This window comes from Mesomycoplasma sp., from assembly GCF_056854695.1.
Map to the genome: position 1 here is coordinate 1 of NZ_JBXGGF010000004.1, position 22,540 is coordinate 22,540.

Annotated in this window: 17 protein-coding genes and 5 tRNA genes; 16 read left to right on the top strand and 6 right to left on the bottom strand. The window is 27.4% G+C overall.

Features of this window, described 5'->3' with window-relative positions; genetic code table 4:
* From ACJHWB_RS00655 to ACJHWB_RS00680, 6 genes are all read right to left on the bottom strand, one after another.
* The coding region (locus ACJHWB_RS00655) for a hypothetical protein (RefSeq protein ID WP_483132599.1) at window positions 1–884 on the bottom strand (884 nt) is incomplete at its 3' end.
* A 74-nt stretch (window positions 885–958) separates the two neighbouring features.
* Window positions 959–2,770 (bottom strand): hypothetical protein, encoded by a 1,812-nt coding sequence (locus ACJHWB_RS00660; protein ID WP_483132600.1) that lies wholly within the window; start codon window positions 2,768–2,770, stop codon window positions 959–961.
* A gap of 39 nt (window positions 2,771–2,809) precedes the next feature.
* Window positions 2,810–3,709, bottom strand: a complete 900-nt coding sequence (locus ACJHWB_RS00665; protein ID WP_483132601.1) for an aromatic motif membrane protein — start codon at window positions 3,707–3,709, stop codon at window positions 2,810–2,812.
* A complete protein-coding gene (locus ACJHWB_RS00670) occupies window positions 3,693–5,999 on the bottom strand; it encodes an aromatic motif membrane protein (RefSeq protein ID WP_483132602.1) in 2,307 nt (768 codons plus the stop codon). The genes ACJHWB_RS00665 and ACJHWB_RS00670 overlap by 17 nt, the downstream gene beginning before the upstream one ends.
* Window positions 5,989–6,717 (bottom strand): ABC transporter ATP-binding protein, encoded by a 729-nt coding sequence (locus ACJHWB_RS00675; RefSeq protein ID WP_483132603.1) that lies wholly within the window; start codon window positions 6,715–6,717, stop codon window positions 5,989–5,991. Before ACJHWB_RS00675 ends, ACJHWB_RS00670 begins: the two co-directional genes overlap by 11 nt.
* The gene (locus ACJHWB_RS00680) at window positions 6,717–8,399 is read right to left on the bottom strand and encodes an ABC transporter permease (RefSeq protein ID WP_483132604.1); all 1,683 of its coding nucleotides are present in this window, start codon (window positions 8,397–8,399) and stop codon (window positions 6,717–6,719) included. Before ACJHWB_RS00680 ends, ACJHWB_RS00675 begins: the two co-directional genes overlap by 1 nt.
* A gap of 232 nt (window positions 8,400–8,631) precedes the next feature.
* On the opposite strand from ACJHWB_RS00680, the gene ACJHWB_RS00685 reads away from it, so the two are divergent.
* The 16 genes from ACJHWB_RS00685 (at window position 8,632) to truB (ending at window position 22,540) form a co-directional block, all read left to right on the top strand.
* On the top strand, window positions 8,632–9,558 hold the full coding sequence (locus ACJHWB_RS00685) for a lactate/malate family dehydrogenase (RefSeq protein ID WP_483132605.1): 927 nt from the start codon (window positions 8,632–8,634) through the stop codon (window positions 9,556–9,558).
* A gap of 112 nt (window positions 9,559–9,670) precedes the next feature.
* A complete protein-coding gene (locus tag ACJHWB_RS00690) occupies window positions 9,671–11,047 on the top strand; it encodes a dihydrolipoyl dehydrogenase (protein WP_483132606.1) in 1,377 nt (458 codons plus the stop codon).
* A 23-nt stretch (window positions 11,048–11,070) separates the two neighbouring features.
* Entirely contained in the window at window positions 11,071–11,505 is a 435-nt protein-coding gene (locus tag ACJHWB_RS00695) for an RpiB/LacA/LacB family sugar-phosphate isomerase (RefSeq protein ID WP_483132607.1), read from the top strand.
* Window positions 11,505–12,326: a bifunctional DNA-formamidopyrimidine glycosylase/DNA-(apurinic or apyrimidinic site) lyase gene (gene mutM, locus ACJHWB_RS00700; protein ID WP_483132608.1), complete on the top strand. Its 822-nt coding sequence runs from the start codon at window positions 11,505–11,507 to the stop codon at window positions 12,324–12,326. Before ACJHWB_RS00695 ends, mutM begins: the two co-directional genes overlap by 1 nt.
* Window positions 12,316–12,687 carry a hypothetical protein gene (locus tag ACJHWB_RS00705; RefSeq protein ID WP_483132609.1) on the top strand — a complete coding sequence of 124 codons (372 nt, stop codon included), beginning with the start codon at window positions 12,316–12,318 and terminating at the stop codon, window positions 12,685–12,687. The genes mutM and ACJHWB_RS00705 overlap by 11 nt, the downstream gene beginning before the upstream one ends.
* Before the next feature lie 259 nt (window positions 12,688–12,946).
* Complete coding sequence (locus ACJHWB_RS00710) at window positions 12,947–14,890, top strand: ribonuclease J (protein WP_483132610.1); 1,944 nt, start codon at window positions 12,947–12,949, stop codon at window positions 14,888–14,890.
* Complete coding sequence (uvrA, locus tag ACJHWB_RS00715; RefSeq protein WP_483132611.1) at window positions 14,868–17,702, top strand: excinuclease ABC subunit UvrA; 2,835 nt, start codon at window positions 14,868–14,870, stop codon at window positions 17,700–17,702. Before ACJHWB_RS00710 ends, uvrA begins: the two co-directional genes overlap by 23 nt.
* 49 nt (window positions 17,703–17,751) lie before the next feature.
* Window positions 17,752–18,708 (top strand): tRNA ligase subunit PheS family protein, encoded by a 957-nt coding sequence (locus ACJHWB_RS00720; protein ID WP_483132612.1) that lies wholly within the window; start codon window positions 17,752–17,754, stop codon window positions 18,706–18,708.
* A 12-nt stretch (window positions 18,709–18,720) separates the two neighbouring features.
* Window positions 18,721–20,847, top strand: a complete 2,127-nt coding sequence (locus tag ACJHWB_RS00725; RefSeq protein ID WP_483132613.1) for a phenylalanine--tRNA ligase subunit beta — start codon at window positions 18,721–18,723, stop codon at window positions 20,845–20,847.
* 110 nt (window positions 20,848–20,957) lie between these two features.
* Window positions 20,958–21,155, top strand: a complete 198-nt coding sequence (gene rpmF, locus ACJHWB_RS00730; protein WP_483132614.1) for a 50S ribosomal protein L32 — start codon at window positions 20,958–20,960, stop codon at window positions 21,153–21,155.
* Window positions 21,156–21,225: 70 nt separating this feature from the next.
* A tRNA-Asn gene (locus ACJHWB_RS00735) sits at window positions 21,226–21,300 on the top strand.
* Window positions 21,301–21,303: 3 nt separating this feature from the next.
* Window positions 21,304–21,379, top strand: a tRNA-Glu gene (locus ACJHWB_RS00740).
* 8 nt (window positions 21,380–21,387) lie between these two features.
* Window positions 21,388–21,463, top strand: a tRNA-Val gene (locus ACJHWB_RS00745).
* 3 nt (window positions 21,464–21,466) lie between these two features.
* Window positions 21,467–21,543, top strand: a tRNA-Thr gene (locus ACJHWB_RS00750).
* Between the two features lie 16 nt (window positions 21,544–21,559).
* A tRNA-Leu gene (locus tag ACJHWB_RS00755) sits at window positions 21,560–21,642 on the top strand.
* A gap of 61 nt (window positions 21,643–21,703) precedes the next feature.
* Window positions 21,704–22,540, top strand: a complete 837-nt coding sequence (gene truB / locus ACJHWB_RS00760; RefSeq protein ID WP_483132615.1) for a tRNA pseudouridine(55) synthase TruB — start codon at window positions 21,704–21,706, stop codon at window positions 22,538–22,540.

The window sequence follows — 22,540 nt, forward strand, 5'->3', positions numbered from 1 at the left end:
TCTTTCTCTTCTTGACCGCGTCTTTGAATTTCTTGTAATTTAGCTTGAAATTGTTGTTCTTCTCTTTCTTTTTCTTCTTTTTCTTTGCGTATTTTTTCGTCTTGAGCTTTTTTAATTTCTTCTAATCTTTTGTTATCAGCTTCTATTTGTTCTCGTTCTTTTTTATTTTTTTCCTCTTGTTCCTTAAATAATCTTAGTTGTCTCTTACCCTCTGCGCCCTCTTTTACATATTTTTCAAACTTTGTTAATGTTCTAGAATCTGAATAAACTTTAGAGTCAGAGTCTAATGTTATAAATCATTGCTTAGATTGCAAAGTAGCTGTGTGTCTTTGCCCATAATTATGAATTTTATACATTGTGCTTTTTCCACCATATTTTTGCTCAGTATCAAAAACATTGTTAAATAAAACAGTGCTATTTAATTCATTGTTATTTTGAGTAATAGCCGATGTTACATACCCAGGCTCTTTTGAATTATCAATATCTTTATCAGTACTAAATTGTGGATAACCTCAACCATAAGTTCAAGTAGTTACTTTGCTATTTATTCTATTTCCAGAATTTTGATCATCATTTAAAGGATCGAATTGTGATGTTGCAAAACCTTTTCAATACATGTAATCTCATTTGAAAATAGATTCATAATGTACATCTTGCACGCCTTCTAATTTCACATTAAATTTCCCCATCCCAGTGTAAATTGTTGCACTTTGTTCAATTTGCTTTTGAGGGTTACTTCAATCATAATAAAGTGGAATACTTTCTTGATTAATTGCGTTTGCACTAATATTATTTTTAGACAATGCGATAGGAGTTGCTACTGCAGCCGCACTAGCAAAACCAGCAACTAAAGAAAGAGAAGTCAATAATTTTTTTCTAGTCATTTATTTCTCCTAAATGTAACTCAATCAAATATTAATTTTACTATTTTTTAAAAAAATAATAAAAATATTAATTATTAATTTTTTTTTATTAAATTGAGTAGCTGTTCACTATAGTAAATATCTGCAATTCGAACTGATTCATTATTTTTAATTCTTTTTTGTAAAATATTTTCAATACTCAAAACAGCTTCTTTGATTTGTGCTATTATTGTTTTTAAATTAAAAAATTGATTAAAATTTTTTAATTCATTAATAGAAAAAAACAAAGATTCTAAAGTCTCATTTTGTTCTAAATATTCTCATATATTGTCTTCATTTTGTTCTTTTTTTAAATTTAATAAATTATTAGTTATAGATTCGATAAGGGGCTTGCTAGATATTTTTACATTAAATATTTTTTTAAAAAAATAATCAACAAAAACTGTTCAAATAGGTTGTTCTTCAGAATTTAAGTCAGTCTTGCTAAACATTTGAAATAATTTTTCATCTATAGTTCTATTAATTTTTGTTATGCTAGCAAAATAAGAACTTATTTTGGCTGCAAAAAATAAATCTTGTAGGCTATTTATGTAGTTAAAGCTAATTATTGATAAAGTTTCCAGTTTTTTACCCAAACTTGTTAATTGTTGGTTTTGAATAATTCTAGATTTATCTTCATTATCTAAAAAAGCAATATAAAAATATAATTCTTCCAAACTAAAATTATCAACAAAAAAATCTTGGTCATTTTTTTGAATCATTTGCTGGTACTTGTTGTTAATAGCAGATTTAAGTTTATTTTTTATTTTTTTAAAATCTAGATATTTATTTTTCAGTATTTGATATGCAAAAAAAGTGTTTTTAATACTGATAGGATAAAAAGCTAAATTATCATTTAAAAAAAGCTGCGTTTTACTTTCTATAATTTCAATATAATTTGAATCTATCTTATTTAGATAATTTTTTAAGATTTCAGTAATGGAGTTTATATTTAATAATGAAATATTTTTTTGATTTTTAATTATAGATTTTAAAAAATTTATAATTTCCTCTTTTTTGCTTAAATTAATTTTGTTGAATTTTTCACTTCAATAATAAAATTCAGCTTCATCAATTGAATGTTTGTTTTCGTTTCTATAAAAATCAGATCATTTTTTTATTCAAGTTTGAATTTCTTCTTTTTTGCTTTCACTAATTTTAATATTATTAAAATATTTTAAAAGTGCCAATAAATTATTTCCACTATTTCAACTAGAAATTCCATCTTTAGCGTTGAAATCAAATTGAAAATTCTGCACTTCTTTTTGAATTTGTCATTTTAATGAAAAAAAATTAGATTCAAAATTTATATTGTGTTTATTAAAAACATAATATAAATTTCAAATAAAAGTGAGATTAACATTCTCGTCTTCATTGACAATCAAAAATCTATGATTGTCAATGATTTTAGTGTATTTTAATAAATATTTTTTTATTTCGTCTATATTTATATTTAAATTAAGAGTGAAAGCGATATTTAAGTAATAAGGTAAATTTAAAATAGAAACAAATTCTAAATTTGGAATATTATAAATTTTAGATTTTAAATTTTGAATAATATTTTCTTTTTTTAAATTAGATGCAATATTTAAAATTTGATTTATTTCAAAATATCTTAAATCAGCACCTTGGTCAGGTAAAACAAATATTTGATTTTTATTGTGACTTAAAAATTTTTGTTCAATAATTTGAGTATTAGACTGATTTTGATTAATATCAGAATTATATTTATAAAATAAATGTGGTTCTGGAACAATTGTTCTTAAATTCTTATTTTGTTTTAAAACCAAAGGGATAGAAATAGATAATGACAAAAAAGATATAACAATAATTGATCCTAAAATAAAATATTTAAATTTAGTTTTCATAAAAATCAATAAATTCAGCAGTAAATTTTAATCATTTTTTTATTTTTTAAAATTAATTAATGTATAAAAGAAAGGATCACCACCCAAATTTTCTTCAAAAATTGATTTTTCTACTTGAGAAACATTATTTGCTTTTCCTTCGCCAATATTAAAATTAGTTTCCATTCTAACAAATTCAGAAAAAGGAAAATGCAAATTTTTAAAGTCTAAAATTTTAGGAAACACTTTAATTCAGGGACTTAATTTTACTGTTGTGCTTACAATTTTATTATTTTGTATTTTTTTAGATATGTCAAATTCAAAAACAAAATTATCTTGATTTAGCAAAAAAGCTTTGTATTCTTGGGTATCGTTCTGTTCTTGACCTTTAACAATAATAATATCTTTAAAAACACTGTTTGTTGGTTGGTAAAAACCATTTGCTAAAGCGTTATCTTGCAGTCTTAAGTTAGAGTCTTCTTCTAAACGTCTAAACTGATCATTAACACCCAAGGCTCTAATGAAAATTGCTTGATTTAAATGTGCTAGAAATCATAATCAATTTAAGTTAAATAATTGGCTATAATTATCTTTGGCTTCTTGATACAAAATAGGTTGATTATTTTGTTGTTCACTAAACAAATCAGCAATTGGCGCATCACTTTGATTGTTAATGGTATTGTAATATATTAAATTGAAATTTAATTCATTTTTATAGATATCACTTTTTATATTTTGTGTTTTATTAATATATTGTTTTTTGCTATCCGGATTTTCAAAAACAAAATTAAGAAGTTCTTGAATAGGTTGGTTATCTAAAAAATTTTGAAAATCATTAGGTTTTTGGACAAAACTTTCATAATAAGATAAATTTGTTATTGCACTAGTTTGCCCACAACTAACAAGAGCAAAACCTCCAAAAACACTAAAAATAGACATTTTTTTAACTATCTTTTTCATTTCGCTCCTTTAGAACCATTTGAGCAGGTAAACCATAACGGAATTTTTTGACAAAATCTTTTTCAAAACTATCATAAGCTTTTTGTGAATAATGATATAAGGCTTGGTGAAAAATTTCAGTCAAAACTTTTACAGAAATTTTACTTCTTGGTTTTTGAAAATATAAAATTAAAGGGTTTAGTGTAATTTTAGGATTATCACCAGCAGTGTCGATACGAATATTTATTAAAGAATTTTGTTTTAAAATATATAAGTCTCTAAAATTATCAGCTAACTTAGAAGTGTCACCTTCGGAAATGCTTTCTAAATTTGAGTTCGCATAAACAATGGCACCAGGAATTGGGTCCTTTTCAGCAACTTCTTTTTTAAATTCTTTAGAATGACTAACTATTTGTCCGTTGTACTCTTTATCAGGGAAACTAAATCAATTTTTAAACACCAGTTCTAGTTTTCCAATCCTTTGTAAAATAAAATATCAATTCTCTCTTACAAAACTTTCATACAATTTATAAGTATCAGGATCTATATTCTCAGAACTTCCCAAACTATCACTAATTTTTTTTCATTTTTTTTCAAGTTGTTCAATGTGTTCAGGGTTATTTTGTTGATTTAAAAATTCAACTTTACCTGCTTCATTGTGCCCCCAAGCCAACTCTAGTATATAGTTGAAAATATTTTTAGTTTCTCTTTCATCAGGTGTTTCTTCATTTGTTGTTACATTTAAAGAAGGGTCAATATATTTTTTAAAAAATTGATAATAATAATCATTTTGACTTCTATTTAAGTGTGTATTTGGATTGTTTTTGTTATGTTTTTGAAAACTTTGTTGTATTGGTTCGATGTCTATTGAGGCTAAGCTATATTTGGCAAACTCAAAACTAGTATTTAGTTGAGCAATATCGCTTGTGATATCTGTAAAAAAGTTAGATTCATTTATTTGTTTTTTTTCGGCTACAAAATCTTGAGTAGCTAGTTGATCAACTTGTTTTAAATCTTTTTCATATTGAGTTGTTTTTTGCTCAAGTTCAGATTGAAGGCTTTTAATTTGAGAATTATAAAATTCTTTTTTTTGTTCATCATTTGAATCGAGATTTGGTGTAGATTCAACAGGTTTTGTTCCATTCTCACTTTTTGCTGAAAGATCTAGACCTTCTCCAAATGTCAATTTTCTACTAGTTATTTTTTTAAGCCATTCTTGTCTTTTTTGATCTAATTCAGGATTAGATTCTGAGTTGTCATCTTCATCATCTTCATTTTCATCATCACTACTATCACCACTAGAATCATTACTTTTTTGAGGTGAGGTGTTAGATTCGCTATTGTGATCATTAGAATGATTGGATTCTTCTTGGGTCGTGCTATCGGAATCAGAGGAATCAGACTCATCTATTTTATTGTCTAGCTCGTTTAACTCATTTTGTAATTTAGATATTTTTGAATTCAAATCTTCTTTAATATCGTTAAAATTGTCTTCTAAATCACTTTTTTTCTCATTAATTTTCTCTTTCAAATGATCTTGTTCTTTTTTATTAATTCAAGTTTCAATTTCGTTTGCAAATAAAAAAGGATCAGGGTTTTTGTCTGATTTATTTAATAAAAATAGGTTATAGTCTAACCTTACTTGAGGTTGCCCCTCATCATCTGCAAAAGTTGTCAATCTTATAAATTTATTACCATCAAAAATAAGGTAATAAGTGGCACTACCAGGTAATAAAGTTTGATCTTTGTCAATTTTTATAAATTGAAAATTTTTGTTTTTAATTCTAATTATTGTTTGAGCAGATTCAGCTTCTTTTTCTAATTTTGTCCCATTTGCAAGAGCGGTTTTTATGTAATCGGGAGAACCATTAGTTGCTCTGTATTTATCCAATCTTGTTGTGTATGGATTATAAACAAAACTAATTTTATCAATATTATTTAACAAAAAAAATCAATATTTAGTTAAATAATTATTCACAGTGTAATTAGAATCTTTCACTAATGTAGAATAACCATTTGGTTCCTGTCTTGGGAAAAATGGTCTAGAAATGGCTAAAGAATATTTTAATTCTACTTCAGCTTTTATAGGGTCCACATTTAATTGTTCAATTAGTTTATTTTTTCTAATTGAGTTGTTATTAGAATAAATAGAGTCAAATAAACTTTTATAATCATCATTTGTAAAAAACTTAGGAGATTTATTTGTTTTTTTATCTTGTTTGTAAAACTCATAAACTTGTGTACAAGATATTAATGCAGCACCACTCAAGATTAGCGGTAAAAAAAATAAAAATTTCTTACTACTCTTCATTTGTAAACTCTTCTTTGTTTTTTAAAACATATTTTTCATAAATCTCATTTAAGTCTTGTTTTTTAGGACCGTTATAATAAATTTGTCCTTTGTTAATTAAAGTCAAACTATCACAAACTTTATTTACTTCTTCTAAGTTGTGTGTAGATAAAAAAATAGTTTTACCTTCTAATTTTAAAATATTAATAATGGATAAAAATTCATTACGAGCTGAAGGATCTAAGTTTGAAAAGGGTTCGTCCAAAATTATTAGTTCAGGATTATGAATCAAAGATTGAACAAGCATAATTTTGCGTTTTTGACCAGAAGAAAAATTGTATGGTTTCAAATTTGCTAGGTCTTCAATTTTTAAAAGTTTAATGTATGAATCAATTCTTTCCTTGGCTAATTCAGCAGATACACCAGAAAGTAATGCAAATTCATACAAGAATTCATAGCTAGTTATTTCTTTTGGAAAAATGCTATTTTCAGGAACATAGCCAATAAATTTTTTAGCATTAGGAGTTTTGTTTGAATAATTTTTAATTAAAATTGAACCATCAAAACTTTGGTAAGCATCTACAATGCACTTGATTATTGTGGTTTTACCGGCACCATTTTCACCTATAAATGCGTGAATTTCACCTTTGTTTACTTCGAAAGAAACACCACTTACCCCTCGTTCGCTTTTTGGATAAATTTTGGTTAAATTTTCGATTTTTAAAATAACACTGGACATTATCTATAATCCTTTTTTGAATAAAGTCTAAAAATAAAATATAACAATATTGAACTAGTTAATAATCAAATGATAGGATAGACACCTTTTACAACTACTTTTTGTCCAACTTTAACCTCTATAATTTGACTCACAGGTTGGAAAGCAAAATTATCACTATTTGTTAAGCTGAATCTGGTAATTACACGCCTTGTTTTTTCGCTAACTCTTTGTTGCGCAGCATAACTTGAATAACCACCAATTTTATAAGTTGAATTATCAATTTTTAAATCAATTTGTTGTGGATCAAAAAAACCTGTATCACTATCTTTTAAAATAGTTTGTAATATTTGTGAATAAGGATTATTAAAATACAATCAATAAATTAATCCAAGACCCAAATAAATTTTTCTTTGTGTTTCACTTTGAATTTTTTGTGTATTTACAATAGGATTTAAAATTGCAGAGTTAGGGTCATTTAAATTTAAAAGTGTTGTATCTTCTGAAATTACATTTGAAATTTTTTCAAGAATTTCTTCTCGAGAAGACTTTTTGTCAATTTTGTCAAAAAAATGTTTAGCATAATTACCAAAAATATTTGATTCTAAAAGATTTTTAAACAAACTTCATTTTAATTTACCTACTAATAGGGATGATGCTCCAATAGTTTGTGAATCTTCAGGTAAATCAATATTAAAATCAGTAGCATGCTCATTTGCATAAATAATTTGACGATTTGCTAAATTATCATCTACAAGGTCATTGCCATTTTCATTTACAAAATGACTTTCATTTTTTAAAGCACCAGGAACTAAATATATGCTTTTATTCTCACCATCTTTATAAAGAGGTAAGTTTGGAGTTGTTTCAATAAAATAAGCATTTTCTTTGCTATCTAAATTATTGTAGTAAAGAAAATTTTTTAAATTACTTTTTGGCTGAGCAATAGCATTAACTAATGCGTCATTGTCTTTTTTATCAAAAGCATTAATAAATTGATAAGACAATAAAAGATAAGATGCTGTTTGTCATAATTGAGGTGCTGAAGTACTATCATTTCAAGCTTGGCCAATATATCTAGTTTGACGATCTGAGAATTTGTAATTGTCTACATTTTTTGGAATTATAAAAAAATGATCTTTGTTGTCATTTAAATAAAATTTTTCAACATCAACTATAGTGTTTGAATCATATGGTGCATTTTCTAAATTCAAAATTCTTGCAAAGCGATCAGTAGTAGATGTTGAACTAAATGCACTAGCAGATCCTAACAAAACAAAAGGACTAAAACTAATCAAAGTGCTTGCTAAAGCAATTTTTCCACTAAATTTAATACTAATTAATGCTGTGATTGAACCAAAAATTAGAAAAGCAAAAAAAGGACTAAAAAATGCTCAAATAAAAAAGTAAGGTGCTTCTTTAGATAAAGTGAAATTAATTAAATAAAAAATTAATGAACTTATATAGAAAACAATAGACCAAGCAAATGCTGAAAATATTAAAAAAAGAATTTTTGTAGCAATAAAATACTTACGATTATAAGGTTTTGTAAAAGCAATTATATCAATACTTTGACTAGATAAATCTTTAAAAATTACAAGAAATAAGTAAGAAGCCAATATTATTGTAAGTGACAAACTGACAAAAAGGTTAACAAATGAAAATAAGCTAAAGTTGCTTTGATTTGCATAAACTTTTGACATTATCGCTAAAAAAATAGTCATTAATAGTAAAACAATACCAATTACATAAATGGCTTTTTTCTTAAGAGTGAGTTTTAATAATAATTTAAAATAATAATTTTTTTGAAAAATAAAGGTATTACTTTGCTGTTGCAAAATTGCCTCTTCTACTTTGCTTTTTTGAATATGAATAAGCAAATAAAATAAATTTGCTAAAATTTTAACACAAACTAAATGAAATAAAGGAAAATTTATGAAAATTAAAATAGGTGTGATAGGTGCCTCACTTCGATCAATGACAATTGTTAATAATTTTTTAAATGACAATTTAAATGTTGACTTTGTTATCATAGATAATGATCACAAAATTGTAGAAGCACACATAAATGATTTTGAAGATACTTTTGCACTTAAATCAAGTTTTTCATCTGTAAAACATGGGGATTATCGTGAATTAAAGGATGCTCATATTTTGCTTATTGATGCTAAAACTCGTTTTTTTCCAGGGATGTCATCTAAAGACACGGCTATAGAAAATTCAGAAATTATGTATCAAATAGGTTATCAAGTTAGAAAAAGTAATTTTAATGGTTTAGCTTTTATTTTAACAAGTCCCAATTCATTAATGTGTCAAGTGTTTGAACAAGTAAGTGGTTTGGTTTCTCAAAAAATTATTGGTCTTGGAACATACGTTGAAACTATAAGATTTAATAATTTATTATCTGAAAAAATCGATAAATTTAATTATGATGCATATGCTGTTGGTGATTCAAATAATAGTTTTTTAGCTTTGCAAGATTTACTTTTAAAATATACATCATTTTCAAGTTCTTCTCTTGATCTAGATAAAAATACATACGATATAAATAGCAAAACTGAATACATTGAGATGCTAAAAAAACATTGCAATTGATCATCTGCTTTTGGAATAACAAGAATTATAAAAAGTATAATTAATAATGAAAATGCAAATTTTGTTTTAAATGTTAAAAACACAAAAGTAGATTACTTAAAAAATTGCTATTTTTCTTTACCTATGAAACTAAATTTGGATGGAGTTCAAGAAATTAATATGCCTACTTTTTCAAACAAAGAGCTTCAACAGATTTCCAGTTTAAATAAACACAACGAAGAGTTAATGTCCATAGTTTTAAAGCATTTTGCTAATAAAGGACTATAAATTTATTGAATTTTTTAAAATAATTCATTTTAAATTTATTACTTTTTACTTAGATTAATTTAAAAGAAAAATGATAAAATTAATACTAAATTTAAAAACAAAAGGAGAAACAATGAATAAATTTGATGTTGCAATTATAGGAGCGGGTCCAGGTGGATATTCTCTTGCTGCTATTTTAGGAAAAAGTGGGAAAAAAGTAGCGCTTTTTGAAGAAAAAAATTTTGGTGGAACTTGTGTTAACTGAGGTTGTATACCTACAAAAACACTTTTAAAGTCAGCCAAAGTTCAAAATTTAATAAATGAAAGTAAAAAATATGGAATTAGTTCTTCATCTATATTTCATTTTGATGTAATTTTTAAAAATGTTAAAGCCAATAGTGCTAAATTACAAAATTCTATTAAGAACACTTTAATAGCTTCAGGTGTAACTATTTTTGAAGAAAAAGCAGAAGTAGTTGATGATCACCACATTAGTACTAAAAGTGGAAAAATTATTGAGTTTGAAAAACTGGTATTAGCAACAGGTTCAAGATCAAGAGTTATTAAAATTCAAGGTGAAGAAGATGTCAATATTTTCACTTCAGATGATTTAATTTTAGGAAAAATAAATTTTGATGAACTAACCATTATTGGTGGAGGGCCTATTTCATTGGAATTTGCTAATTTTTTTAATGTGTTTAACAAAAAAATTACAATTATTGAAGGTTCTTCTAAAGTTTTTGGAAGATTTGATAATTCTATTAATGAAGCAGCAACTACATTTTTAAAGGAAAAACAAATTAGGTTATATGAAAACACTAAAGTTATAGAATATAAAAATGGTGCTCTTCTGTTAGAAGAAAATGGTGAAATTTTTGAACATAAAACAAAAAATATTTTAATTGCCGTGGGAAGAATTCCAAATAATGAAAGTTTTGAAAAACTTGGATTAAGTCTAAATTCAAACGGTTTTATTGAAGTAAATGATTTTTTTCAAACTTCTAAACCCCATATCTACGCTTTAGGTGATGTGACAGGAAAGTTAATGCTTTCAACTGTGGCATACAAACATGGTGACATTATTGCAAAACACATTCTTACTGGAACTTCTAATGAAATATTTAATGTTTCTCAAATTCCTTGAACCATTTACACATCTACAGAAATTGCAGGTTTGGGAAAAAGTGAAGAGCAACTTAAAAAAGATAATATACAATATCAAGCTATTAAAATTCCAGCAGCTAACTTACCAAGAGCTCATGCTGAAAATAATTTTCAAACAGGATTTATTAAAATTTTATTTTCAACCGTTGATTTTAAACTTTTAGGTGCTTATATATTTTTAGATAACGCTTCGCTTTTAATTAATCAACTAGCACTAGCTATGAGTGCCGGTTTAACTATTTTCGATTTGCAAAAAAGCGCATATACTCACCCAACCTTGTCAGAATCTATTTATTATATTTGTAGACAAGTTAGTTTCTCTAATTTAGATAAATTTATTAAATAAGTTTTTTAATAAAGACGGTGAATATGAAAACAACAATTGCACTAGCATCAGACCATGCAGGGTTTGAAAGAAAACGAGAAATTATAGATTTTTTGAGAAAAAAAGGTTATAAAATCGAAGATTTAGGTCCTTTTGATGAATCAAGAGTTTCATATACTGTTTATGGTAAAAAATTAGCACATCATTTACTGAAAAATCCAGACAATATTGGAATTGCTATTTGCGGTACAGGTCTTGGCATGTCATATGCTTTAAACCGCTTTAAACACATTAGAGCTGCACGTGTAACAAGTGTGAATGATGCTTATTTGGCTAAGGCGCATAATAATGCAAATGCTCTTGCTCTATCTGCGCGTTTTTCGACTAATGTAGATAATTTTGCTTTTATTGAAGAATTCTTAAAAAGTGAATATGAAGGCGGAAGACACCAAGAACGAATTGACGAGTTAGATAAATAATGCCAGAATTACCAGAAGTTGTCACTGTAGCTAATGAATTGCACAAACACATTAGTAATAAACAAATTGTAAAATTTAAGGCCAAAAATACTAAATTTATAAAAGAAATTTCAGTTGAAAATTTTGCTAATGAAATAGAAAATGCTACTATTACAAAAGTAACGAACAAAGCCAAGCATATTTTAATATTTTTAAATAATAACAAAGTTATCATTTCTCATCTTAGAATGAGTGGGAAATATTTTACTAATCAAAAACATATGGGTCAAAAGCATGATTATATCTTTTTCGAGTTTTTAGACAAAAGTGTTTTAATTTATAACGATGCAAGACAATTTGGGACTTTTCATTTAAGAAATTTAGACAATTTGTACACAACTAAACCGCTTATTAATGTGGCTGCCGAACCTTTTGATATCGATTTTGAAACTTTTTATTTTAAATTATCTAAAATAAAAAGAGCAATAAAAACCACTTTATTAGATCAAAGTTTAATTAGCGGCCTTGGAAATATTTATGTAGACGAAGTACTATTTGCATCTAAAATTTTGCCTTGAGTACCAGCTAATACAATTAACAGAAACAAGGCACATGAAATCTTAAAAAATAGCCAAAAAATTTTAAACGAATCTATAAAATTGGGAGGTTCTAGTATAAATTCATACACATCTCTAGATTCTAAAGAAGGTTTGTTTCAAAATTTTTTAAAGGTTCATACTAAAAAAGATCAACCTTGCCCGACTTGTCACAATATAATAGAAAAAACAACAATTAATGGAAGAGGAACCTACTTTTGTAGAGGATGTCAAAATGAAAAATAAAAAAACAAGATTTATAAATTCAACAAACAAAACTTTTGAAGAATGAGAAAAAGAATTGTCTTTTAAATCGATATCAGACAACCAATATGATTTAAACTATAATTTAAACTTTAGTTTGAATTATAACAATTCACGTTTTGACTTTCATGGTAAAGATACTCAAGATTTAAATAGAATTGTTCCAAATATAATTAAAGAATTTTTAAATAATCCCTCTAAGCATGAAATTGAAATTGTTACAGGTCAAGGTAGTGGGGCTTTAGCAACTGAACTTGAAGATTTACTTGTTAAAAGCTATCCTGATGAAATTAAATACGAAAAATCACTTATAAGTGCTGCTTTTATTTTAAGAAAAAAATAAATATTTTTCAAACACATCAATTATTACTTTACTTAAATGTGTTTTATTTTGTATTACAATATTAATATGAATTTAAAATAATTTGTGTAATAAATTACTATTATTTTAAAACATAAAAATATTTTTATTTTTTAAATGTTTTAGTATTTGCTTCAATAATTTTAGTATAATTTGTAAAAAATTATATATTTCAAACAATCATTAATAATTAATATTCTAGTTGTATTAAAAACACAACTATATAAAAGAATGGATATTTATGGCATCAACACTTAACCCTACTCGTTTTTTCGGGCTTGGTGGTATGCAAGAAATTGGAAAATCAACACTTGTAATCGAAGATGACAATGATATTGTCATTATTGATGCGGGTATTAAATTTGCTAATATTTTTGCTACAGGAATCAAAGGAATGGTTCCAAATTATGAGTATTTAAAAGCTAATGAACATAAAATTCGAGGAATTTTTATTACACATGGTCATGAAGACCATATTGGTGGAATAGTCTATCTTGTTCAACAAGTTCACATTCCAACCATATATGCACCAAGAATTGCTGCAGAATATTTAAGAGCTAAATTTGCTGAGCAAAAAATTCGTACTAATATTGAATTTATTGAAATTCAAAAAGATGATGTGTTTCAATTTAATACATTAACTGTTGATTTTTGAACAGCGCAACACTCAATTCCAGATGCTTTTGGAGTTAGAGTTAAGTCAGCTCATGGATCAATTATGTGTACTGGTGATTTTCGTTTTGATTATACACCTATAGGAAATTATACAGATTTTGATCGTTTGAAAGAAATTGGAAATGACAGATTAACTCTACTATTTTCTGACTCCACAAATGCTATGAGACCTTCACATTCACCATCTGAACGTGATATTTTAGCTGATATAGAAATGCATATGCGGGCAGCCACTAAAAAAATTATTGTTACTGCATTTGCTTCTAATTTAACTAGAATCAAAGCCATCATGGAACTAGGTATCAAACTTAATAAAAAAATAGTGATGTTTGGTCGTTCTATGGTTAATGGGGTAAATATAGGGCGTAAAATAGGTTATATTCAAATTCCAGATGAATATTTTGCTCAAAAAGATTTAAAACAATATGATTCAAATGAATTGCTAATTTTAACTACAGGGAGTCAAGGTGAGCAATTGGCAGCTCTTGATAGAATGTCCAATAAAAAACATCCAAAAGTGTCTATAGAATCTAAAGATTTAGTTATTTTTTCATCTTCACCAATTCCTGGAAACAAAATTAAAATCGAACATTTAATTAATAGACTTTATAAATTAAATGCAATTATTAAAGAAAATGGTCCTGATGGTTACTTGCATACTTCGGGTCATGCATATAAAGAAGAGCATGAAAAAATATTTAGATTTACAAAACCTAAATATTTTTTTCCTTACCATGGCGAATATAGGATGTGTTTATCACATAAACAAACAGCTATTGAGTGTGGAGTTGATCCTAAAAATATTTATATTCCACAAAATGGGCAAGTTTTTCAAATGATTAAAGGTGAAATTAGCCCCACAAAAACTTTTGTACCTTGTGAGCCAATTTATATTGATGGTGAAATTATTTCAAAAGAAAACACTCGCATTATTAATGAACGAGAATCAATGCGTGAAAATGGTTTTGTGTATGTTTTAGTACCTATCAATAAAGAAAAAAATACAATTGCAGGAAGAATACGTATTATTTCACGTGGAGCTTATGTTGTTAAACACTCAACTGATTTAATCAATGAAATCAGAAGGTTGGTTCATTCATCAGTTTTATTTTTACTTAAAAATAAAGAAAGTTATAGTATTCCACAAATTAAACAATTAATCAAAAACAGGTTGCAAACTTTCTTTTATAAAGAAAGAAGACGTAAACCAGCAATTTTATCTTCAATTGTGTTTGTAGATGAAAACTATGATTTTTTAAAAGAATATCAAAACAGTCAAGAACCTATAAAAAGCATTGAAAATAAAGACTTTAAATCTAAACCTAAACTAAAAAATAATAAGTTTAGAAAAAAAAGTCAAGTTAAACAAGATAGGATGGATGACTCTGAATATAAAGAAAAAGCTAAACCATCAAGACATAAATTTAGAACTAAATTTAAAGACAAACAAAGAAAAACCAAAGTAAATGAAATTAAAGGAGAAGGAAGTGGAGCACAAAGACACTCATAATTTTATTTATATTCATGGTGCTAAAGAAAATAATTTAAAAAATCTAGATTTAGTTATTCCAAAAAATAAGTTGGTTTTAGTAACAGGTGTTTCAGGTTCTGGTAAATCATCATTAGCTTTTGGAACTATTTACGAAGAAGGCAAACGTCGTTATATCAATTCGCTGAGTTCTTATGCTCGTCAATTTTTGGGTGGCACAAAAAAACCAAGTGTTGAAGGAATTTATGGACTTGCTCCAGCAATTTCAATTGAACAAAAAACAACACACAATAATCCAAGATCGACAGTAGGAACTGTAACTGAAATTTATGATTATATTCGTTTATTATTTTCAAAAATAGGTAAACCTTTTTGTCCAACTCACAAAAAAGAAATTACAGCACAAAAAATAGCAACTATTTTAGACACAATTTTTTCGTTTCCAATAAATACTAAGGTTATTATTTTAGCTCCAATTGTGGAGTCAGAAAAAGGAACACATCAAAATTTAATTGAGCGATTACGTGCGGAAGGTTTTGTTAGAGTCAAAATTGATGGTAATTTTTACTACTTACAAGATGAAATTAATCTTGCAAAAAATCAAAAACACACTATTGAGTTAGTGATTGATAGAACCGTTTTAGACCGCAATGATCAGCAAAGAATCACAGCAGCGTTAGATTTGGCTTTTGAGCAAGGTAAAGGTGTTGCAATTGTTGATTTTGTAGGTCATCATAGTATTAGATTTTCTAAATTACAGGCATGTGAAGAGGGTGATTTTAATATGCCACCAATTGAAAATCGTCTCTTTTCATTTAATTCACCTTATGGGATGTGTTCAGTTTGTAAGGGGCTTGGAACAAAATTAGAAGCTGATTTTGATTTAGTTGCTCCTGAGAAACACTTTTCTATTGAACAAGGTGGACTGCGTTATTTTGGAAAATCTATAAACACAAAATCTATTGAATGGCAAGAATTTGAAGTTCTTCTAAATTTACACAATATTGATAAATCAGTTCCAATTAGCGAACTTAGTTCAGCGGCTAAAAAAATAATTAAATATGGGACAAATGAAGACATAAATTACACTTTATATTCAGAAAGTGGTAAAAAACACACATTTTCAAGGCCTATTCCAGGTATTTTAACCAGAATTGAACGTAAATACTTAGAAACTAGTAGTGAAGAATTAAGGGCTTGATACAAAAAATTTATGTCTGAATTTCCATGTCAAAGTTGTCATGGTTCTCGTTTAAATGAATATGCACTTTCTGTAAAAATAAAAGATTACAACATTTTTGAACTTGGAAATTTATCTATTGAAGAAACCTTGGATTTTTTTGAAAAATTGAAATTAAATGATTTTGAAACCAAAGTTTCTAAAACCATTTTAGATGAAATACAAACCCGTTTATCATTTTTAAAAAATGTAGGCTTAGATTATTTATCATTAAATCGAGGTGCTGCAACACTATCAGGTGGGGAGTCTCAACGGATTAAATTAGCTAGTCAAATTGGATCCAAACTCACAGGTGTTCTCTACGTTTTAGATGAGCCTTCAATTGGTTTGCACCAAAAAGATAATCAAAAATTGATTGATTCATTAAAGCAAATGGTTGAAATTGGAAATACGTTGATTGTTGTTGAACATGATGAAGAAACAATTTTAGCCGCTGATCATATCATTGATATTGGACCATTTGCTGGAGAACAAGGCGGTCGTTTGATTGCTCAAGGTGACTTGCAAGCTATTAAAGATGCATCCGAATCATTAACAGGACAATTTTTAAGTGGAAAACGCGAAATAAAAGTTCCCAAAATTCGTCGCCCAGGCAATGGACAACACATAATTATTGAAGGCGCAAAAGAAAACAATCTTAAGAATTTAAGTGTAGATATTCCACTTGGTAAATTCGTTGTTGTCACTGGTGTTTCAGGTTCTGGAAAATCATCCCTTGTCAATGAAATTTTAGTCAAAGGTGTTTCAAAAGAACTGCACGGAACTCAAGTAAAAGTTGGTGAATGCAAAAACATTAAAGGAATTTACAATTTAGACAAAATTGTCTCAGTTTCTCAATCACCTATAGGACGAACTCCGCGTTCAAATCCAGCAACTTATACAGGAGTTTTTGATGAAATTCGAGATGTATTTGCAGCCACAGAAGAGGCTCGTGCTCGTGGATACATTAAAGGTAAATTTTCATTCAATTTACCACATGGGCGTTGCGACAAATGTCAGGGTGACGGTCAAATTAAAATCGAAATGTATTTTATGCCAGACATTTATGTTTTGTGTGATCATTGCAATGGTAAGCGCTATCAACAAGAAGTTTTAGAAATTAAATACAAGGGAAAATCTATTGCAGATGTTTTAGAAATGTCTATTGAGCAAGCTTATGAATTTTTTGCAAATCGTGTAAAAATAAAGGAAAAATTACAAACTTTAATTGATGTAGGTTTGTCATACATTAGTCTTGGTCAATCAGCCACCACACTTTCAGGTGGAGAAGCTCAACGTATAAAATTAGCAACATATTTACAAAAAAAACCAACAGGAAAGTCACTTTTTGTTTTAGATGAACCAACCACTGGATTACATAGCTATGATGTCGCCAATTTAATAAATGTTTTAAATAGAATTGTAGACAATGGTGATAGTGTTGTTGTTATTGAGCATAATCTTGATATGATTAAAGTTGCTGATTATATAATTGATTTGGGCCCAACTGGAGGACAAGGGGGTGGGCGCATTGTTGCCAAAGGAACCCCTGAAGCTGTTGCTAAAAATGATAATTCATTTACTGGTCAATATTTAAAATTACTATTAAAATAAAGTAATTTTGTAATTTTAAATATTAAAATATTATTTTTAAAGGAGAATCATGGATATTCAAAAATTTTTTAGTGAAACAAAAATTGAGAATTTAGAGGATTTAAAGCTAGCTAAAAATCAATTTTTTGGAAAAGATAGTTTTTTAGCTAAATTACAATTACAATTAAAAACAGCATCACCAGAAGAGAAACGTGAGTTAGGTAAACAAATTAGTGAACTTAAAAATAAAGCTGAAATATTTTTTAACCAGGCTGCTAAAAAAATTGAGGAAGCACAAATTGAAGCTAAAATTAGCAATGAATGATTAGATATTCATAGTTTTTCCAATACTTTACAAAGTGGTTTACACCCACTGTCATTAATTGAAAATAAATTACGTTTTTGACTCATTAGTCACGGTTACTATGAGGTTCAAGCAAGTGAAATTGAAACTGATGAATACAACTTTGAACGTTTAAATATTGCTAAAAATCACCCAGCTCGTCAAATGCAAGATAGTTTATATTTTAATAAAAACTTGCTTTTAAGAACTCACAACACGGGTGTAAGTGCTCGTGAGTTGGAAAAAAATCAAAATCAACCTTTCGCTCAATTCACTATTGGAAAAGTTTTTAGAAATGATGAAGAGGATAGAACACATTCTCACCAGTTTCGTCAATTAGATTTAGTTGCCGTTGGTAACCTAAGTTTAACTGATTTGATGGGGACTATTCAATCCTTGTTGGACTATGTGTTTGAAGAAAAAATGCAGACCAGATTTAGACCTTCATTTTTCCCTTTTACTGAACCTTCATTGGAAGTTGATATTTTTTACAATAATCAATGAATAGAGATTTTAGGATGTGGAATGATGCACCCAAAAGTTCTTAAAATGGCGGGTTATACCAATGAAATGCAAGCTATAGCCGCTGGAATTGGAATTGAACGTCTGGCAATGATTAAGTTCGGAATTACTGATATTCGTGAATTTTACAAAAATGATTTGCGCTTTTTAAAACAATTTTAGATAGGAATATTTATGATTTTTTCTTTAGTAAGATTAAAAAAACTAGCAAATTTATCTTTATTTTCCGATGAAGAAATTATTAGAGCAATAAATGATTTAGGTTTTGAAGTTGAATCTATTTCTCCTTTAAACCAAATCCAAGGCATTAAGTTCGGAAAAGTTAATTCAGTAGAAAAAAACCCTAATGCAAATAATTTATTTGTATGTAATATTGAATTTTATGACAAACCCCGAATAATTCAAACAAGAGCCAACAATGTTCAAGCGGGTGACTATATTATGGCTTTTATCCCCGGATCCACAAATGGAAAAATGGTTTTTGAAGCTAAAAAAATGCAAAGTATTGTCTCAGAAGGGATGTTAGTTTCGCTTTCAGAACTAGGATTTGGCGAACATCTTCTTACATCAAAGCAAGATGGAATTTTCACTTTTGGACCAGTAGATTTATTTGAAGATCCACTAAAATTTTTCGAATTATCCGACAAGTTAATTGAAGTTAAAATTTTATCTAATCGGGCAGATGCTAATTCATATTTAGTTATGGCCACTGAACTTGCCGCCTATTTTGGCACTACTGCTTTACCATTAAAACAAAAATCAGCTACTTTTGAATCTAAAATTAATTTAATTAGCAATGAATTCGCACATTTACAAGGAATAGAAGTAAAAGGTAACCCTAATCTTGAAATTGTTGATAAATTACTTTTATTAAAATCAGGAATTTCTTTTCATGATAATGTGCAAGATTTAGCTAATTTTGTTCTTATTTATACAGGTCAACCTTGTCAAATTTATTCTAGAAACCAAGTCAGCAAACCCCTTGAAGCTAAAATAGTAAATGCTACTTTAGAATCTAATGAACCAAATGTTGAGTTATTAGCGATTAAAAATGGGTCATCAACCTTAAATTTTGCTAGCCAGGAATTAACAAATCTTTTAGAAAATACAGATTCTTTTTTGTTTTTATTGCCAATTTTTGATTCTGTCTTAATAAGAAATAATATTAGAAAGTTAAAAATTAATAGTTTTGGAGCACAACAATCAAGTAAGGGTATAAATTTAGGAACAACTAAACTTGCTATGAATTTTTTAACTTCTTATTTAAGTAATTTTTCTGTGCCTATTAATTTTGAAAAAGAATTTCAAAATAATTCAATTAATTTTAGTATTGAAAATATAGAAAAATTTGTAGGTCAAAAATTAGAACCATTAAGGATTAAACAAACTTTAGAATCTTTAAAAAAAATAGGTTTTCAGATTGGTCAAGGATTTTTTATAGCACCTTTTTATCGCTATGATGTTGAATTTTTTGTGGATTTTTGTGAAGATTTTATGCGTTTTTATGGTTATAACAACATAAAAAAAACTATTCCATCTCAACGCCCAATACTTATTAATCAAGAAAGTGATTTAAAATCAAAACTAGTTGCCCAAGGTTTTAGTGAAATAAACACATTTGTGCTCGTATCAGAGCAAGAAAATATATTCAATCCATTTGAACTTGTTACAAACAAATTAGAAACATTTGTTTCGAATGAATTTACAGAAATCCGCTACTCTCAAGCTATTAGCTTATCTAAAATAGCAAGCTACAATTTAAAAAGAAAATTGTCACAATTTAATTTTTTTGAAATCGGGTCTATTGCACAAGAACAAAAAACTTTAATTCTTGCTTCTAGTAATTTAGATTTTTTTGATTTAAAATCTAAATTATTTTCATTGTTTAAGTTCGATTTTGAATTTAAAAGAGCTAATAATCACCTTCATTTTGGAAAATCTGCTTTTATCTATCTTGATGATCAATTAATAGGTTGAATTGGGGAACCACACCCTAAATACAAATTGGCAAATATTACTTATTGCGAAATTAATTTAACTGTTTTAAGTAATTTTCAACAAGCATTAACTAAATTTAATGATTATACAAATGGATCTATGTTTACAAGAGATATAACCTTATCTTTAGAACAAAATGAATCAATTGAAAGTTATTTAAAACAAATTAACGAAATACCAAATATTTTTAGTATTTCTATAAAAGATAAAGTTGTTATAAACAATAAAATTAAAGTCACACTTCATGTTATTTGTGAAAGTGATGCTATAGTGAAATTAGATAGTATTTTTGCAGAAAAATAAAAATATATTTATTATTTTTAGGTTTTAGTGTTATAATTATGTTTTGACTTTTAATGGAAACCCCAATTAATTCAATTTATAATATAATTAAATAATATAAAAGGAAAATTATGGCAATAGTACCAAAGCGTAAAACCTCTAAACAACGCAAACACAAACGTAGAACACATGATAGTTTAGCATTACCTAATTTAGTAGTATGTTCAAATTGTTCTAACAAAAGACAACAACATCACACTTGTTTATTTTGTGGTTTCTATAATGGTAGAAAAATTGTTGCTTTTAAAGCATTAAATGATTCAAAATAAATAAAAAATAATAAAAAAATAAAATTTTTGTTATAATATGTAATTTGCCTTAGTAATTACATATTCATATGCCGATTTAGCTCAGCGGTAGAGCAGCTGGCTGTTAACCAGTTGGTCGCAGGTTCGATCCCCGCAATCGGCGCCATAAGGCCCGTTGGTGAAGCGGTTAACACACATGGTTTTCATCCATGGATTCACGGGTTCGAGTCCCGTACGGGTCACCATTATTTTAGGAAGATTAGCTCAGCTGGGAGAGCATCGCCCTTACAAGGCGAGGGTCGTGGGTTCGATCCCCTCATCTTCCACCATTTGCCATCTTAGCTCAGTTCGGTAGAGCAGTCGCCTTGTAAGCGAAAGGTCGTAGGTTCGATTCCTATAGATGGCACCATTTTTAATTAAGGTTTGCGCGAGTGGTGAAATGGGAGACACGCTAGTTTTAGGCACTAGTGCTTTTGGCGTAAGGGTTCGAGTCCCTTCTTGCGCACCATTTAATAAATTTATTTAATGGATCAACTATTTGTTGATTTTTTTTATTTTTACACAAAGAAATGATTAAGCTTTTATATAAACCTTCAGGAATTAGTTCATTTAAATTTATAAAACAATTTGCCAAAGATAATTTTATAAAAAAAATTGGTCATACAGGCACTTTGGATCCATTGGCTAGTGGCTTGATGATGGTTGCAACTGATGATGATACTAAGTTGATTCCATACTTGGATAAAGGTAAAAAAAAGTATATAACTAAAATTAAATTTGGTTATATTTCAGATACTTTTGACAGTGAAGGTAATATAAAAATATTTTCAGATAGTAAATCGGTAAATTTAAAGACTCTAAATGAAAAATTATTAGAATTGTGTTCTAAAAATTCACAATTACCTCCTGCTTTTTCAGCAAAAAAAATTAATGGCAAAAAAGCTTATGAATTAGCTAGATCTAATCATGAGATTAATTTAAAACCAATTACAATTCAAGTTTTTGAATGAAAATTGCTAGAGTGAAATGAATTTAAACAAGAAACCTCAATAAGTTTTGAAGTTTCAAGAGGCACATATATTCGTTCATTAGTAAATGATTTGGGTAAATTATTAAGAAGCGGCGCTATTATGACAGGTCTAGAAAGAGTTGAATTAGCTGGTATGGACAAAAGTTTTGTTGAAAAAAATATTAATCCATTAGAGCTTATTGATTTACCTTATTTGGAACTTTCAAAATTAGAATTAATGAATTTATTTAATGGTAAACAAATTAGAACCACACAAGAAGAACAAGAAGTTTTACTAGTTTATTCTGATAAAATTGTAGGAATTGGTAAAATTAAAAATAACTTAATAATTACAGAAAAATTATTTGGTAACATAATTAATAAAATTTTGAGGTAA